Annotated in this window: 13 protein-coding genes; 5 read left to right on the top strand and 8 right to left on the bottom strand. The window is 59.6% G+C overall.

Annotation, left to right across the window (positions count from 1 at the left end):
• Positions 1–34: 34 nt before the first annotated feature.
• The 5 genes from ICA16_RS13120 to ICA16_RS13100 all read right to left on the bottom strand — a co-directional run bounded on the left by ICA16_RS13120 (position 35) and on the right by ICA16_RS13100 (position 6,588).
• Complete coding sequence (locus ICA16_RS13120; RefSeq protein ID WP_210700759.1) at positions 35–1,429, bottom strand: M16 family metallopeptidase; 1,395 nt, start codon at positions 1,427–1,429, stop codon at positions 35–37.
• A gap of 177 nt (positions 1,430–1,606) precedes the next feature.
• Positions 1,607–3,265: a Na/Pi cotransporter family protein gene (locus ICA16_RS13115; RefSeq protein WP_150593298.1), complete on the bottom strand. Its 1,659-nt coding sequence runs from the start codon at positions 3,263–3,265 to the stop codon at positions 1,607–1,609.
• A 465-nt stretch (positions 3,266–3,730) separates the two neighbouring features.
• A complete protein-coding gene (locus ICA16_RS13110) occupies positions 3,731–4,498 on the bottom strand; it encodes a TerC family protein (RefSeq protein ID WP_210553247.1) in 768 nt (255 codons plus the stop codon).
• Between the two features lie 85 nt (positions 4,499–4,583).
• Complete coding sequence (locus ICA16_RS13105) at positions 4,584–5,891, bottom strand: CitMHS family transporter (protein WP_210700758.1); 1,308 nt, start codon at positions 5,889–5,891, stop codon at positions 4,584–4,586.
• A 370-nt stretch (positions 5,892–6,261) separates the two neighbouring features.
• On the bottom strand, positions 6,262–6,588 hold the full coding sequence (locus tag ICA16_RS13100) for a DOPA 4,5-dioxygenase family protein (protein WP_210700757.1): 327 nt from the start codon (positions 6,586–6,588) through the stop codon (positions 6,262–6,264).
• A gap of 82 nt (positions 6,589–6,670) precedes the next feature.
• Between ICA16_RS13100 and ICA16_RS13095 the strand changes: the two genes are divergently transcribed.
• A complete protein-coding gene (locus tag ICA16_RS13095; protein WP_210700756.1) occupies positions 6,671–7,336 on the top strand; it encodes an NAD(P)-dependent oxidoreductase in 666 nt (221 codons plus the stop codon).
• 43 nt (positions 7,337–7,379) lie between these two features.
• Here ICA16_RS13095 and ICA16_RS13090 read toward each other — a convergent pair whose 3' ends face one another.
• Positions 7,380–8,330, bottom strand: coding sequence for a choline sulfate utilization transcriptional regulator (locus tag ICA16_RS13090; RefSeq protein ID WP_210700755.1), 951 nt, complete (start codon positions 8,328–8,330; stop codon positions 7,380–7,382).
• 114 nt (positions 8,331–8,444) lie between these two features.
• Between ICA16_RS13090 and betC the strand changes: the two genes are divergently transcribed.
• From betC to ICA16_RS13075, 3 genes are all read left to right on the top strand, one after another.
• Entirely contained in the window at positions 8,445–9,959 is a 1,515-nt protein-coding gene (betC, locus tag ICA16_RS13085; protein WP_210700754.1) for a choline-sulfatase, read from the top strand.
• Between the two features lie 16 nt (positions 9,960–9,975).
• Positions 9,976–10,896 carry a choline ABC transporter substrate-binding protein gene (gene choX, locus ICA16_RS13080; RefSeq protein ID WP_210553252.1) on the top strand — a complete coding sequence of 307 codons (921 nt, stop codon included), beginning with the start codon at positions 9,976–9,978 and terminating at the stop codon, positions 10,894–10,896.
• Positions 10,897–11,169: 273 nt separating this feature from the next.
• Complete coding sequence (locus ICA16_RS13075; RefSeq protein WP_210553253.1) at positions 11,170–12,738, top strand: SulP family inorganic anion transporter; 1,569 nt, start codon at positions 11,170–11,172, stop codon at positions 12,736–12,738.
• Between the two features lie 115 nt (positions 12,739–12,853).
• On the opposite strand, the gene aroE is transcribed toward ICA16_RS13075, so the two are convergent.
• Together aroE and hemF are read right to left on the bottom strand one after the other, a co-directional pair.
• Positions 12,854–13,675, bottom strand: a complete 822-nt coding sequence (gene aroE, locus ICA16_RS13070) for a shikimate dehydrogenase (protein ID WP_210700753.1) — start codon at positions 13,673–13,675, stop codon at positions 12,854–12,856.
• Between the two features lie 9 nt (positions 13,676–13,684).
• Positions 13,685–14,599 carry an oxygen-dependent coproporphyrinogen oxidase gene (gene hemF, locus ICA16_RS13065; protein ID WP_210700752.1) on the bottom strand — a complete coding sequence of 305 codons (915 nt, stop codon included), beginning with the start codon at positions 14,597–14,599 and terminating at the stop codon, positions 13,685–13,687.
• 163 nt (positions 14,600–14,762) lie between these two features.
• Here hemF and ICA16_RS13060 point away from each other — a divergent pair, with 163 nt between their 5' ends.
• Positions 14,763–15,740: a quinone oxidoreductase family protein gene (locus tag ICA16_RS13060; RefSeq protein WP_210553256.1), complete on the top strand. Its 978-nt coding sequence runs from the start codon at positions 14,763–14,765 to the stop codon at positions 15,738–15,740.
• The last annotated feature ends 3 nt before the right edge of the window (positions 15,741–15,743 follow it).

The following is a 15,743-nucleotide window of genomic DNA, read 5'->3' as shown; positions in this document are numbered from 1 at the left end:
ATCCCCTCGCCACAGGTGCTCACTCACCACAGGATTAATGGCTTCCAGCAATTTTGTGACGGCGATACACACGCCAGCCGATCAACATCAGCAGCACCAGACCCACACCACCCGCAGCCAGCCACAACACCTGATCATCACTGATCAGCGGCTTCTCGATGCGCAGATATCCTGGTTGCAACATCAACTCGCGCATCGCCTTGTTCGCTGTTTCCAGTGTCACGCCGTGCAGCTGTCGGGCCGGGTTGGCGAAGCGGCCGTCGTGATAATCGCTCAGCGCGCTCCAGTAATAATCGGCCATCGCACTGTTGCCTTGCACCGCCCACGCCTGGTGGGCGATAGCGGCCTGTTTGATGCGGGCGAAGGTGTCTGCGTCGAGGCCGTTTTTCAGCAAGTCGGCCTTGAGGTCTTCAAGCACCTGAATGGCTTCGTCGACGTCATCGCGATCCAGGTCGGCGTTGAGGCTCATGAAGCCGACGCCGCCGAACACTTCGCGTTCGGCCCACGGCCCGTAGGACAAACCGTGGTTCAGGCGGATCTGCCGGTACAGCGCCCAGTCGAGGTAATCCTTGAGGATATCGAAGGTCTGGTCGTACTGATCGTCCAGCACCGGCTCCGGCACCATCCAGTGCAACTTGGCGCCGTCGCCAATAAAGCCGCGGGTGAGGGTGCGCTCGTGAGCGGCACTGGTGCTGATGTCCGGCAACGGTCGGTGCTCGCTGGGTTCGACCGGCTCGAGGGCGCCCCACGTGCGTTCCAGATAAGCCGGCAGCAGTTTGTCGAGTTCACCGACGACGATCAGGGTCATGTTGTTCGGCGCGTACCAGGCTTGGCGCACCTTCTCTAACTGCTCTTGGGTCAGATGATCGACTTCAGCGCGCTGCGGGCATTTCAGGCCCAGTTCGACGGCCAATTGGTTGCTCGCGGTGTGGCCCAGATCCTGACGATCAAGAAAACGTTGCAGGCGCGTGTAATGGCCGCCGTCTTCACGCTCGACCACGCGTTTGGCGGCGTTGATCGCGTTGTCGTCGATGCGGGTCTGGGTCAGCAGAGCCAGCAGCAGGTCGAGCACTTTGCGTTGGTTCTTCGCCGGAGCTTCGATGACGAACGTGGTGTCGGCATTGCTGGTAAAAGCGTTCCATTCGCCGCCCAGGGCCTGCATGCGTTCTTCGAGACCACCTTCGCCAGTGGCGTCGATGCCGCTAAACAGCAAATGTTCTAGCAGGTGTGGCAGCTCTTTTTCGTCGCAGTCAAAATCGTCGAGACCGACGCCGACCACCAAGCGGATCGCCACGTGCCCACGCTCGGTGCCGGGCTTGAGCATCAGCTGCAAACCGTTGGGCAGCGCATAGCCTTCGACCTGAAAACGATCCAGGGCGAAGGAGGGTAGAGAACCGAGTAATAGACAGGCGAACAACAGGCAACGCATAACAGGCTTCCATACGGCTGATTTGGAGATCCGTGTCGTCAGTCAGGCCCTCATCGCTGGCAGGCCAGCTCCCACAGGGATGTATGGCGCTCACAAAACCCTGTGGGAGCTGGCTTGCCAGCGATGGCGGCCTTGAGGCTGAACTCTGAGTTACTGACTGACCACAACCGCAGACGTTCAAGGCGAATGCGTAATGTCGCTCATATCATCCGCCGCCAGCGCGCCGGTATCCGCCGTTTCCAGCACCACATACGCACTGCCGCAGAACAGCGAATTGAGCCGCCTCATGTCCGCAATCAACTCCAGGTGCAGCGAACTGGTTTCGATACTCTGCACGATCTTGCGTTGCAATCGGCTGACATGCGCGTGGGCCAAACGTCGTTCCTGCGCGCGAAAGCGACGTTTCTCGCGCAATAACTGCCGGGCACTTTCCCGGTCGCCGCTGAGAAACACCGACAGCCCCAACCGCAGGTTGGCGATGAGTTGTTGATGCAGGACGGCCAGATCCTCCAGCCCCTCCTCGGAAAACGAACGACGTTGCGAAGTCTTCTGCTGCTGGATCTTGCGCAGCATGCGTTCGATGACATCGCTGGACAGTTTCAGGTTGATCGCCAACTCGATGATCTCCGCCCAGCGTCGACTGTCCCGCTCGCCGAGATCCTCGCGGGGCATCTGCGCTAGATACAGCTTGATTGCGCTGTACAGCGCTTCAACATCATCGGTGAGTCGGCGCATCTCCTGAGTGACGGCGGTCTGCTTGCCGCGTAACACATCGAGGGTGGCGTCGAGCATGTTGTCGAGCAGATCGCCCATGCGCAGGGTTTCCCGCGCGGCGTTGGCCAGCGCAAGGCTTGGCGTGACCAGTGCGGTGGCGTCGAGATGACGCGGTTTGGCAGTGCCGTTGACCTCCGGCCGTTCAGGCAGCAGCCAGGCACACAGCCGCGCCATCGGCCCGACACTCGGCAGCAGGATCAAACAACGCGCAGTGTTGTAGAGCAGGTGGAAGCCGATGACCATTTCCTGCGGGCTGAAATCGAGACTGTCGATCCAGTGCACCAGCGGATCGAGCACCGGGATGATCAGCAGCAGGCCGATCAGCTTGTACAACAGACTACCCAGCGCCACTTGCCGGCCCGCCGCGTTCTGCATGCTGGTGCTCATGAACGCGAGAATGCCGCTGCCGATGTTGGCACCGATCACCAGACCGATCGCCACCGGCAGGCTGATCACCGCTGCCCCGGCCAGTGTCGCGGTGAGCAGCACGGCGGCGAGGCTGGAATAGGAAATCATCGCGAACAGCGCGCCGACCAAGGCGTCGAGAAGGATATCGCCGGTCAGCGAGGCGAAAATCACCTTCACCCCTTGCGCATGGGTGATCGGCGCAGCGGCCTCGACGATCAATTGCAACGCAAGAATGATCAGTCCCAAGCCGATGGACACGCGGCCCATCTGCCCGAGCCGCGTCTGTTTGCGCGACAGGAAAAAAATCACCCCGACAAAAATCAGCAGCGGCGACAGCCACGACAGATCGAAGGTCAGCACCCGCGCCATCAACGCCGTACCGACGTCGGCGCCGAGCATGGTCGCCAGCGCCGGGGTCAGCGCCATCAGGCCTTGGCCGACGAAAGAGGTGACGAGCATGGCGGTGGCGTTGCTGCTCTGCACCATCGCGGTCACGACGATGCCGGCGACAAAGGCCAGCCATTTTTTCGACATGTTCTGGCCAATCACATGGCGCAACTGGGTGCCGTACACCCGCAGGATGCCGGTTCGAACGATGTGCGTGCCCCAGATCAGCAGGGCGACGGCGGAAAGCAGATTGAGCAGGGTGAGCATGCAGACCCCCTGTAATAGCAGCGCTCCAGAGGAGCAAATTGACAGTGCCGCGCGTTTCTACGTTCTGATACTTAAGCTGTAGTTGGCTAACGGTCTGCGCGCCAGCATTGCACAGCTAAAGTGCAGATTGAAACAAAAGTGTCATGAAAAGGCGTTCATTCACGTTCGCCACAAACAAGGCAAAACCCTGTGGGAGCTGGCTTGCCAGCGATGGCGTCGGCACAGCAAACATTGATGTCGCCTGACACCCCGTTATCGCTGGCAAGCCAGCTCCCACAGGTTCTTCTGTCTGCGTGAACTACGGTTTTTCAATCATCAAACACAAAAATCACAAACAACAAAAAACCTGTGGGAGCCTGGCTTGCCAGCGATGGCGATCGTTCAGCCAACATTTCTGTCGACTGACACACCGCTATCGCTGGCAAGCCAGCTCCCACAGGTTTTGTACTGGCTTGGAAATCCGGGTTACTGCCCCGGAATGTCCTTGCGCAGTTTCACCGGATCTTGCTGTTGTTTCTTCTTGGCCATCGCGCCGCGCAGTTTGATGTTGATCGCTTCCACCGCCAGCGAGAACGCCATGGCGAAGTAGACGTAGCCTTTTGGCACATGCACATCGAACGATTCAGCAATCAGTACGGTACCGACTACCAGCAGGAACGACAGCGCCAGCATCTTCAGCGACGGGTGCTTGTCGATGAAATCGCTGATAGTCCCGGCCGCCAGCATCATCACCAGTACCGCAACGATGATCGCTGCAACCATGACTGGAACGTGCGAGACCATGCCGACAGCGGTGATCACCGAATCCAGCGAGAAGACGATGTCGATGATCGCGATCTGAATGATGGTGTAGAGGAAGTTGCCGCCCTTGCCGCTTGGCGTGTCGTCGCTTTCGTCTTCGCCTTCCAGCGCGTGGTACATCTCTTGCGAGCTCTTCCACAGCAGGAACAAACCACCGAAGAACAGGATCAGGTCGCGGCCGGAAATGCCTTGGCCGAACACCACAAACAGGTCGGCCGTCAGGCGCATGACCCAGGTGATCGACAGCAGCAACAGGATCCGCGTGATCATGGCCAGCGCCAGACCGAAGATCCGGGTGCGCTGCTGCATGTGTTTGGGCATGCGGCTGACCAGAATCGAAATCATGATGATGTTATCGATACCGAGGACGATTTCCAGGGCGGTCAGGGTAAAGAAGGCAACCCAGATTTCAGGGTTGGTCAGCCATTCCATGTGTATTCCTTTGAGCGATTGTTAAACCACAAAGAGTCCGGGCTTCAAACAGCGAAGCCGGGACTCTGTGCGGTGAGTCTTGGGCTTATAGAGTGCTGAAGAGCGGAAAAGTCCCCAACAGCAGTGCAGCAATCAGGATGCAGATACACACCAGGATCGCCCATTTCAGGGTGAAACGCTGGTGATCACCGAAATCAATCCCGGCCAGCGCCACCAACAGATAGGTCGATGGCACCAACGGGCTCAGCAAGTGGACGGGCTGACCGACGATCGAGGCACGGGCCATTTCCACCGCAGTAATCCCGTAGTGGCTGGCGGCTTCGGCCAACACCGGCAACACACCATAGTAGAACGCATCGTTGGACATGAAGAAGGTGAACGGCATGCTCACCAGCGCCGTGATTACCGCCAGGTACGGGCCGAGGAAATCAGGGATCACTGCCAACAGGCTCTTCGACATCGCATCGACCATGCCGGTGCCGGTCAGGATACCGGTGAAGATGCCGGCCGCAAAGATCAGCCCGACCACTGCCAGCACACTACCGGCGTGCGCCGCGACGCGATCCTTCTGCTGTTGCAGGCAAGGGTAGTTGACGATCATGGCAATACTGAATGCAACCATGAACAACACCGGCAGCGGCAACAGGCCGGCGATCAGCGTGCACATCAGGCCGAAGGTCAGGGCACCGTTGAACCAGATCAGCTTCGGACGACGGGCGTCGGGGAACTGCGAAACGCTGATTTCGCTGTGATCGATCTCGTCGCCGATCAGGTGCAACTCACCCAGACGCGCACGTTCGCGTTTGCCATAGAAGTAGGCGATGACCAGGATCGCCAGCACACCGGCCGCCATGGCCGGGATCATCGGCACAAAAATGTCCGAAGGATCGACATGCAGAGCACTCGCCGCACGAGCGGTCGGGCCGCCCCATGGGGTCATGTTCATCACGCCACCGGCGAGGATGATCAGGCCAGCCATGATCCGCGGGCTCATGCCAATGCGGCTGTACAGCGGCAGCATGGCGGCCACGCAGATCATATAAGTGGTCGCGCCGTCACCATCAAGGGAAACGACGAGCGCCAGTACGGCGGTGCCGACCGAAACTTTCAACGGGTCGCCCTTGACCAGTTTGAGGATCTTGCGCACGGCCGGGTCGAACAGGCCGGAGTCGATCATCAGGGCGAAATAGAGAATGGCGAACATCAGCATCACGCCAGTCGGCGCCAGCTTGGTGATGCCTTCGAGCATCATCGGACCGATCTTCGGCGCGAAACCACCGAACAGTGCAAACAGGATCGGGATGATGATCAGAGCGATCAGCGCGGACAGGCGCTTGGTCATGATCAGGAACATGAACGTGATGACCATGGCGAAGCCAAGGAAAGTCAGCATGGGATTACTCCAGGCGTAGCGCGGCTAGTTAAATGAGCGGATCGGGCGGGATCAGCGCAGAACGGGAAGCACGAGACGTACGGGCGGAGTGGCAACGAAAAGACACGGGAAGAGGCGGGCTACAGAGGACATCAGAATCACCATTGTTGTTGTTAATTGGGCCGGGCGAGCGAGGTATCACACGCGTTGGCCAACCGGTCTGTTGCCGGAAGTGAGGGCGATCCTAATCGGGGAAGCTTTCAGCTACCTTTCGCCGGTGAAAGCTTTGAATGAACGGTCAACCGATCGTCGGGTGCGATTAGCGTCGTTTGGCGAACGAGCAGCCAAGCGGTGAGCGCGAAGAAACACGTTGGGCGTATCACTAGTGTGATCAAAAAATAGACAGATCCAGCGACCGCACCGCCCCCATCCAGATCGCATGATCGGTGTGATCGAGCAAGTCATCGCCGGTGTCCGGGTGCAGAAACACCACCAGGCCTTTGCGATTGAGCGCCAGCCAAGGCAGCACCTCGCCGAGCAGCTCGGGGCCGAAGGCCAACTGGCAGCTCCAGTCCGGGTGCGGGCCGACCGGTCGTTCGTGAACGCGGCCCATCTTCAATGGAAACAACTGCGCGGCCCGCTCGCACATTGCCCGAGCCTGTTCAATCGTACTGGCGTCGAAATAGACGTGGGCGTGGTAGCCCTTGATCGCTTGCATTGCAAACCCTCTGAATCGGTTCGAACCCTCGACGTAGCCCGTATGTCACACGTCATACAAGGGATAACAAAAGGGATCAGCCATGAAAAATGCCGAAACCCCGGTAGTAAAAGTGGTGCTCTATGGTGCCATGAGTAGCCTGGGCGCTGCGTTGATGGCTGAACTGCTGCGCCGACAGCACGAAGTCATCGCCATTCTCGACGACCTGACCGCGCTCGCGCCACGTCCAGGATTGCGCACTAAAAGCGGTGACCTGTTCGATTCCGAGCGGGTCAATCAAAGTGTCGCCGGCAGTTCGGCGGTGATCTGCTTGCTCGATGCGCCGGGGCTGCCGTTCAGTAGCGACCATGTTGAACGCTCGGTGGTACTCGGCCCGGTCGAACAGGTTTTAGCGGTGGATGCACTGGTCGACGGGCTGCAAGCGGCCAATGTCTCGCGGCTGTTTCTGGTGGGGGAGTTTGCCGTACTCGACGAGCCGGAGCTGGATGAACGCTTACAACGCCACGCTGCCGAAGAAATTCGTGAAGCGGTGCAAAGCAGTCCATTGCACTGGACGCTGGTCAATGCGCCGCACGGCGTGGCTGGGCTGACCATTGAGCATTTCAGTCAGGTCGGCGGCAATCTGGAGCCGGGTCTGGCAGAACCGCTGGAACGCTTGAATCGCGTGGCAGTGGGAATTGCCGATGAGCTGCAACTGAATCTGCATGTCGGCCAGCACGTAAATTTTGTCGCAACTTCAAATCCATAAAATCCACCTGTAGGAGCTGCCGCAGGCTGCGATCCTTTGATCTTCAATTAGCAATCGACGGCAACTGCAACCCGGCCAAAGATTCGGCACTGCGCGCCTGCTCCTCCATCAACCAATCGACAAACTGCTGGATCAACACGCCACGCCGTTTGCGCTGCGGCAACACCACGTAATAGCCAAGGCGCGACAGGGTGGTCTCGGCAATCGGTCGACACAGCAAACCCTGACTGAGCAAGTTATCCACAAGGTGACGCCAGCCAATCGCCACGCCTTGACCGCCGATCGCCGCTTGAATCAGCAGTGTGTAATTGTCGAAACGCAATTGCCCCGGCGCCGGCGGGGTAGTGATGCCGAGTTCGCGGAACAGCCCGCTCCAGTCAAACCAATTGCTGCTGTTTTCCCCCCGCAGGTGCAGCAACGGAAATTCCAGCAATGCCTGCGCGGTCAAGGGCAGGGCACGATCCTTGAGCAAGAGCGGACTGCACACCGGAAACACTTCTTCGCTGAACAGCCAATGGCTTTCACCCTGTTTGAAACGCCCATCGCCAAACAGGATCGCCACGTCGATATCGGTGCGCAGCATGTTGTGGTTGCGCTCGCTGGTGACCAGGCTGACGTCGACGTGCGGATTGGCTTCGTGGAAGCGATGCAGACGCGGCATCAACCAATACGCAGCGAACGCAAAATCGGTGGCGACTTGCAGCACCTCATGTTGCTGCTGTGCGCTGATCGCACTCAAACCGGCGTCGATATTCTGCAAACCGAGGCTAACTTGTTCAAACAGAATAGTGCCGACTTCGGTGAGCTCAATGCCACGGTAGATTCGATCGAACAACCGTGAGCCAAGCTGTTCTTCAAGCCGTTTGATCTGCTGGCTGATCGCTGGTTGCGTGGTCCCGAGCTCCACCGCGGCGGCGGTAAAACTGCGATGCCGGGCAGCGGCCTCAAAGGCGCGCAACAGGTCGAGCGACAGATCACCAAGGGCTTCATACATAAGCTGTGCTTATCCTAGTCATTGCCCGGCGCGGGCTTTACCCGACAAAGCATGGACTCCATGCTCGATCGCAGCAATGTCGCATAAATATTTACTATGGAATGCCGCGATCACATGAAGCGCAAGAATATTCTTTTCATCATGGCCGATCAGATGGCCGCGCCAATGTTGCCGATCTACGGGCCTTCGCCGATCAAACTGCCCAATCTTTCGCGCCTCGCCGACCAAGGCGTGGTGTTCGATGCCGCTTACTGCAACAGCCCGTTATGCGCGCCGTCGCGCTTCACCTTGGTCAGCGGACAGTTGCCAAGCAAGATCGGCGCGTACGACAACGCTGCCGATTTCCCCGCCGATGTGCCGACTTACGCCCACTACCTGCGTCGCCTCGGCTACCGCACAGCACTGTCGGGCAAGATGCATTTTTGCGGCCCGGATCAGTTGCATGGCTACGAAGAGCGCCTGACCAGTGATATCTATCCCGCCGACTACGGTTGGTCGGTGAATTGGGACGAGCCGGATGTGCGGCCGACCTGGTATCACAACATGTCTTCAGTGCTGCAAGCCGGGCCGTGCGTGCGCACCAATCAGCTCGATTTCGATGAAGAGGTGGTGTTCAAGGCGCAGCAATATCTGTTCGATCACATTCGCGAAGATGGCGATCAGCCGTTCTGCCTGACCGTGTCGATGACCCACCCACACGATCCGTACACGATTCCCAAGGCATTCTGGGACTTGTACGACGATGCCGATATCCCGTTGCCTGCAACACCGGACCAGCACGAACTCGATCCGCACTCGCAACGGCTGCTCAAGGTTTATGACCTGTGGGATAAACCATTGCCTGTGGATAAGATTCGCGACGCGCGCCGTGCGTACTTCGGCGCTTGCAGCTATATCGATGCCAACGTCGGCAAACTCCTGCAAACCCTTGAGGAAACCGGGCTGATCGATGACACCATCATCGTCTTCTCGGGCGACCATGGCGACATGCTTGGCGAAAAAGGCCTCTGGTACAAAATGCACTGGTACGAGATGGCGGCGCGAGTCCCCCTGTTGATAAGTGCGCCAGGCCAGTTTGGCGCGGGCCGGATCAGCGCTGCGGTGTCCACCGCAGACCTGTTGCCAACCTTCGTCGAACTGGCTGGCGGCACGCTGGAGCCGGGTCTGCCGCTGGACGGGCGGTCGCTGGTGCCGCACCTGCAAGGGCAGGGCGGTCATGACGAAGTATTCGGCGAGTACATGGCCGAAGGCACGATCAGCCCGCTGATGATGATCCGCCGTGGTGCCTACAAATTTATCTACAGCGAAAGCGACCCTTGCCTACTCTTTGACGTAGACAACGATCCGCGTGAAATAGAAGAACTCAGCCAATCGCCACTGCATCGCCAGCTTTTCGACGATTTTCTTGTCGAGGCGCGCGCCAAGTGGGATATCCCAGCAATCCACCGGGACGTTCTCGCCAGTCAGCGCCGCCGCCGTTTCGTCGCCGATGCGTTAACCATCGGCAAGCTGAAGAGCTGGGATCACCAGCCATTGGTGGACGCCAGTCAGCAGTACATGCGCAACCACATCGACCTCGATGACCTGGAGCGCAAAGCCCGTTATCCACAACCCTGCCAAAACCAATAATGTGAAGGGGAAGTCCATGCGCAAGTTATCCACAGCAGTGACGTTTGGCCTGATAGCGCTGAGCAGTGCCTCGGCATTTGCCGAGCAAAGCTGCAGCACGGTAAAGATGGCCGACCCCGGCTGGAGCGACATCGCCGCAACCAACGCCATTACCGGGTTTCTGCTGGATGGCATGGGCTACAAGGCCAAGGTCGACACCCTCGCGGTGCCGATCACCTTCGGCGGTTTGAAGGATGGCCAGGTGGATGTCTTCCTCGGTAACTGGATGCCGGCGCAGCAGGGCTTCTACGATAAGTTCGTGGCTACCGGCGATGTCACGCAACTGGCGAAGAACCTCGACGGCACCGAGTTCACCCTGGCCGTGCCGGACTACGTGTGGGATGCCGGTGTGCATGACTTTGCCGACCTGAACAAGTTTGCCGACAAGTTCGACAAGAAGATCTACGGCATCGGCTCGGGCGCCCCGGCGAATATCTCGCTGCAGGAGATCATCAAGAAGAATGACTTCGACATGGGCCAGTGGAAACTGATCGAGTCCAGCGAACAGGCGATGCTCGCCGAAGTGTCGCGGGCGGTGAAGAAACAGAAATTCGTCACCTTCCTCGGCTGGACCCCGCACCCGATGAACGTACAGTTGAAAATGCGCTATCTGAAGGGCGGCGAGAAATACTTTGGCGACACCGGCAGCGTGTTCACCCTGACGCGCAAGGGTTATGCGGAGGCCTGTCCGAATGTGGGTAAATTGCTGACCAATCTTGCGTTCACTCAGGAAATGGAGAACAGCATCATGGCCGAGGTGGTGAACAAGAAGATCACCAATGCCGAAGCGGCGAAGGCTTGGATCAAGGCTAATCCGGCGGTGTTGGACAAGTGGCTGGATGGGGTGAAGACGGTGGATGGCAAGGATGCGTTGGCGGCGGTTAAAGCCAAGCTCTGATCGTGGGGTTGCCGAAATTGTGCTCGGCTTGAGATTTTTGCTTCCTCACCCCAACCCTCCCGAAACGTCGGACCGCCCCCAAGGGGGTCGAGGGGGAAGGGAGCTGATCTGTGGTGTATTCAGAATTTGATTTCGACGCAGATTTTTCACGTCGGCGTAATTCGACCAAACATCTAGGTCAGCCCCCTCTCCCTTTGTGAGAGGGCTAGGGTGAGGGGCTTTCCCAACTGACACCCTGTTACCCTTGAACAAAACCCCAAACCGCGAGGACCCATGGCCTTCCCCAGTCGCCGCTCACTGTTTCCCTTCCTCACCTGGCTACCCCGGCAAACCCGCGCCAGCGTCGGACGGGATCTGATCGTCGGCCTCAGTGGTGCGATTCTCGCGTTACCTCAGTCGATTGCCTACGCGCTGATCGCCGGTCTCCCACCTGAATACGGCCTCTACGCCGCGATCATCCCGGTGCTGATCGCCTGTCTGTGGGGTTCGTCGTGGCATTTGATCTGCGGCCCGACCGCGGCGATTTCGATCGTGCTTTACGCCAGCGTCAGTCCACTGGCTGTGCCGGCATCCCAGGACTACGTCACCCTGATCCTGTTGCTGACCTTCCTCGCCGGGGTATTTCAATGGTTGCTTGGCTTGCTCCGGTTTGGCGCGCTGGTGAACTTCGTCTCGCATTCGGTGGTGCTCGGTTTCACCCTTGGCGCGGCGGTGGTGATTGCCATTGGGCAATTGCCAAACCTGCTGGGGCTGGATTTGCCAGCCAAAGCCACGGCGCTAGACAGTTTGATGGATCTGCTGCAACACCTCCGAGCTGTGGATAACCCATCGTTGCTGCTCGGAGTAGCCACGGTGGCAGTCGGCGTTGTGCTGAAACAATGGCTGCCGCGCTGGCCGACGTTGTTGATCACGTTAGTGCTGGCCAGTCTGCTGGTGTGGCTGTGGCCGGCGATGTTCGGCCACGTGCATCTGGTCAGCGCATTTGTCGGGCGTTTGCCGCCGTTCAGCGGGTTGCCGCTGGATCTGGATTTGATCCTGCGCCTGCTACCCAGCGCAGTGGCGGTGGGCATGCTGGGGCTGGTCACCAGCCTGTCGATTGCCCGCTCGATATCCGCACGTTCGCAGCAGTTGCTCGATGCCAATCAGGAAGTTCGCGCGCAAGGCCTTTCGAACATTGTCGGGGCGTTCTTTTCCGGATCGCTGTCGGCGGGCTCGTTCACCCGCTCGGGCCTCAGTTATGAGGCCGGGGCTTGCTCACCGCTGGCGGGCGTGTTTTCGGCGCTCTGGGTGGCATTGTTTGCGATTTTTGGTGCCGGGCTGATTTCGCATATTCCGATTCCGGCGATGGCCGGCAGCATCCTGTTGATCGCCTGGGGGTTGGTGGATCATCGCGGTATTCGCGCGTTACTGCGGGTCAGCCGCGCCGAGTTCGTGGTGATGGCGCTGACCTGCCTGGCCACTCTGCTGCTGGAGTTGCAGACCGCGATCTACGCCGGCGTGCTTGCTTCGCTGTTCTTCTACCTCAAGCGCACTTCACAGCCGCGAGTGCAGCACTGGCGTGATGGTGAAGACGATGTGCTGCGGGTCGGCGGCTCGATCTTCTTCGGCGCCAGCCATTATCTGCAAGTGCGTTTGCAGCGCATGCACGGCGCGCGGGTGGTGATCGAGGCGCAGCAGATCAACTTCATCGACTATTCGGGGGTGGAGATGCTGCATCAGGAAGCGCGGCGCCTGTTGAGTCAGGGTCGCAGTTTGACGTTGCGCGGTGCGCGGCCGCAGGTGGTGGAGGAACTGCGCAAGCTGGAAGGGCCAGAGAAGTGCCCGATCCGGTTTGAGGATTGATCCAACAAGCACTGCATAAACCTGTAGGAGTGAGCCTGCTCGCGATAGCGGCGGCACATCAAGTATCAATGTGACAGGCACTCCGCTATCGCGAGCAGGCTCACTCCTACAGAGATCATTGCGCGAGTTGGCGGCGAAGTTCAGCCAGAACCGGCGCCGTGTCCGGCCGCACGCCGCGCCAAAGGAAGAAGGCTTCCGCCGCTTGTTCGGCCAACATCCCCAAACCATCCATCGACACCGCCGCACCGTGCTCACTGGCCCAACGGCAGAACGCCGTCGGTTCTTTGCCGTACATCATGTCGTAGCACAACGTCTTGCCCGGTTCGATCAGGCTCGGCGCAATCGGCGGTACATCGCCGGTGAGGCTGGCGGAAGTGGCGTTGATGATCACGTCCACCGGCTCGCGCAGCCAATCAAAGCCGCTGGCCGACACCGGCCCCAGATCGCAGAACAGTTCCGCCAGCAACTCGGCCTTGTCTACCGTACGGTTGGCAATGATCACCGACGCGGGTTTCTCCGCCAGCAACGGCTCCAGCGCTCCACGCACGGCGCCACCGGCACCGAGCAGCAAGATGCGTTTGCCGGTCAGGCTGAACCCGGCGTTTACCGTCAGATCCCGCACCAGCCCGGCGCCGTCGGTGTTGTCGCCGAGCAGCGAACCGTCGGCCAGTTTGCTCAAGGTGTTCACCGCACCGGCCCGTTGCGCACGGGCCGTCAGGCTGTTGGCCAGCCGATAGGCTTCTTCCTTGAACGGCACAGTGACATTGGCGCCGCGACCTTCACGGAAAAACGCCGTAGCATAGGCGGAAAAGTCGTCGAGCGGCGCCAGCAAGGTGGCGTAGTCGAGGCTCTCGCCGGTCTGCTCGGCGAACAGCTTGTGGATCATCGGCGATTTGCTGTGGCCGATCGGGTTACCGAAAACGACGTAACGATCCATCAGATGTCCTCAGGCTTGGGTCAGCCAGTCGCGGTCTTGCAGGAAGTACTCGGTCAGGCGCGCTTCTTCGCTGCCAGGTTCAGCCTTCCAGTCGTAGCCCCAGCGTACTTGCGGCGGCAGTGACATCAGGATCGACTCGGTACGCCCGCCCGATTGCAGGCCGAACAGCGTGCCACGGTCGTAAACCAGGTTGAACTCGACGTAGCGGCCACGGCGGAATTCCTGGAACTCACGTTGCTGGGCGGTGAACGCATCGTGCTTGCGGCGCTGCACGATCGGCAGATAGGCGTCGATGTAGGCATCACCAATGGCGCGCATGAAGGCGAAACTGGTATCGAAATCCCACTCGTTCAGGTCATCGAAAAACAAGCCGCCGATGCCGCGCGGTTCGTGGCGATGCTTGATGTGAAAGTAGTTGTCGCACCAAGCCTTATAACGCGGATAGACGTCCGGGCCGAACGGCGCGCAAGCCTGTTCGGCGACGCGGTGCCAGTGGATGCAGTCCTCTTCGTTGCCGTAATACGGCGTCAGGTCGAAGCCACCGCCGAACCACCAGACCGGCTCTTCACCTTCTTTCTCGGCGATGAAAAAACGCACGTTGGCGTGAGATGTCGGCACATGCGGGTTGTGCGGATGAATCACCAACGACACACCGAGGGCCTCAAAACCGCGACCGGCCAATTCCGGGCGATGGGCGCTGGCCGACGGTGGCAGACCACTGCCGAAGACGTGGGAAAAGTTGACGCCGCCCTTTTCGATCAGCGTGCCGTTTTCAATCACGCGAGTGCGACCGCCACCACCGGCCGGCCGGGTCCAGGCGTCTTCGACGAAGCGCGTGCCGCCATCCTCGGTTTCGAGTGCAGCGCAGATGCGGTCTTGCAGGTCGAGCAGATAGGCCTTTACGGCGTCGGTGCGGGTCGTCATGGCTTCACCTTGAATCGGGGCATCACTACGCGGCAACCCGCAGGCGGGGGTCGGCGCAAATGGGCGCGTAGCATAACACCGCAGGCCAACGCGCCGCAGTTGACGAAGATCATGCATAAGCGTTGGATAGGGACCTCACAAAAGACCCAAGGAGAGCAGGCAGATGGCAAAGCGTATCCAGTTCCGCGCCCACGGCGGTCCCGAAGTACTCGAGTTTGTTGATTACGAACCCGCCGCGCCCGGCCCTGATCAGGTGCGCGTAGCCAACAAGGCTATCGGCCTGAATTTCATCGACACCTATTTCCGCAGCGGCCTCTACGCACCGCCAGCCTTGCCGTCCGGCCTGGGCGCGGAAGGTGCAGGCATTGTTGAGGCAGTGGGCAGCGAGGTGACCCGGTTCAAGGTCGGTGACCGCGTCGCGTACGGCAGCGGCCCGCTGGGCGCCTACAGCGAATTGCACGTTCTGCCTGAAGCCAATCTGGTGCATCTGCCGGACGAAATCAGCTTCGAGACGGCTGCCGGGGTGATGCTAAAGGGTCTGACCGTGCAGTACCTGCTGCGCCAGACTTATGAACTCAAGGGTGGCGAAACCATTCTGTTCCACGCCGCTGCAGGGGGCGTCGGTTCGCTGGCCTGCCAATGGGCCAAGGCACTGGGCGTGAAGCTGATTGGCACCGTCAGTTCCAAGGAGAAAGCCGAACTGGCGAAAGCCAACGGTGCCTGGGCAACCATCGACTACAGCCACGAAAACGTTGCCGAACGCGTGCTGGAATTGACCGACGGCAAAAAAGTCCCGGTGGTCTATGACGGCGTCGGCAAGGACACCTGGCTGACTTCGCTGGACAGCGTGTCGCCCCGTGGCTTGGTGGTGAGCTTCGGCAATGCTTCCGGCGCAGTCGACGGGGTGAATCTGGGGATCCTTTCCGCCAAGGGCTCGCTCTACGTCACCCGGCCTACATTGGCGACCTATGCCAACAATGCGCAGAACCTGCAGCGCATGGCCGATGAACTGTTCGAGATGATCATCAGCGGCAAGCTCAAGGTCGATATCAGCCAGCGCTATCCATTGGCTGAAGCGGCGAAGGCGCAGACCGAGTTGTCAGCTCGGCGCACCACCGGTTCGACCATCCTGCTGCCCTGAAAA

The sequence above is a fragment of the Pseudomonas anatoliensis genome (genome assembly GCF_017976235.1).
Lineage (GTDB): Bacteria > Pseudomonadota > Gammaproteobacteria > Pseudomonadales > Pseudomonadaceae > Aquipseudomonas > Aquipseudomonas anatoliensis.
This window is presented reverse-complemented; position numbering and strand designations above follow the sequence as displayed.

Bases quoted from the DNA above. Each gene is read 5' to 3' on its own strand.
- hemF (WP_210700752.1), bottom strand. From the start codon at position 14,599: ATGACGACCCGCACCGACGCCGTAAAGGCCTATCTGCTCGACCTGCAA.
- ICA16_RS13095 (WP_210700756.1), top strand. From the start codon at position 6,671: ATGAAAAATGCCGAAACCCCGGTAGTAAAAGTGGTGCTCTATGGTGCC.
- ICA16_RS13120 (WP_210700759.1), bottom strand. From the start codon at position 1,429: ATGCGTTGCCTGTTGTTCGCCTGTCTATTACTCGGTTCTCTACCCTCC.
- ICA16_RS13060 (WP_210553256.1), top strand. From the start codon at position 14,763: ATGGCAAAGCGTATCCAGTTCCGCGCCCACGGCGGTCCCGAAGTACTC.
- betC (WP_210700754.1), top strand. From the start codon at position 8,445: ATGAAGCGCAAGAATATTCTTTTCATCATGGCCGATCAGATGGCCGCG.
- ICA16_RS13075 (WP_210553253.1), top strand. From the start codon at position 11,170: ATGGCCTTCCCCAGTCGCCGCTCACTGTTTCCCTTCCTCACCTGGCTA.
- ICA16_RS13090 (WP_210700755.1), bottom strand. From the start codon at position 8,330: ATGTATGAAGCCCTTGGTGATCTGTCGCTCGACCTGTTGCGCGCCTTT.
- choX (WP_210553252.1), top strand. From the start codon at position 9,976: ATGCGCAAGTTATCCACAGCAGTGACGTTTGGCCTGATAGCGCTGAGC.
- ICA16_RS13105 (WP_210700758.1), bottom strand. From the start codon at position 5,891: ATGCTGACTTTCCTTGGCTTCGCCATGGTCATCACGTTCATGTTCCTG.
- aroE (WP_210700753.1), bottom strand. From the start codon at position 13,675: ATGGATCGTTACGTCGTTTTCGGTAACCCGATCGGCCACAGCAAATCG.
- ICA16_RS13115 (WP_150593298.1), bottom strand. From the start codon at position 3,265: ATGCTCACCCTGCTCAATCTGCTTTCCGCCGTCGCCCTGCTGATCTGG.
- ICA16_RS13110 (WP_210553247.1), bottom strand. From the start codon at position 4,498: ATGGAATGGCTGACCAACCCTGAAATCTGGGTTGCCTTCTTTACCCTG.
- ICA16_RS13100 (WP_210700757.1), bottom strand. From the start codon at position 6,588: ATGCAAGCGATCAAGGGCTACCACGCCCACGTCTATTTCGACGCCAGT.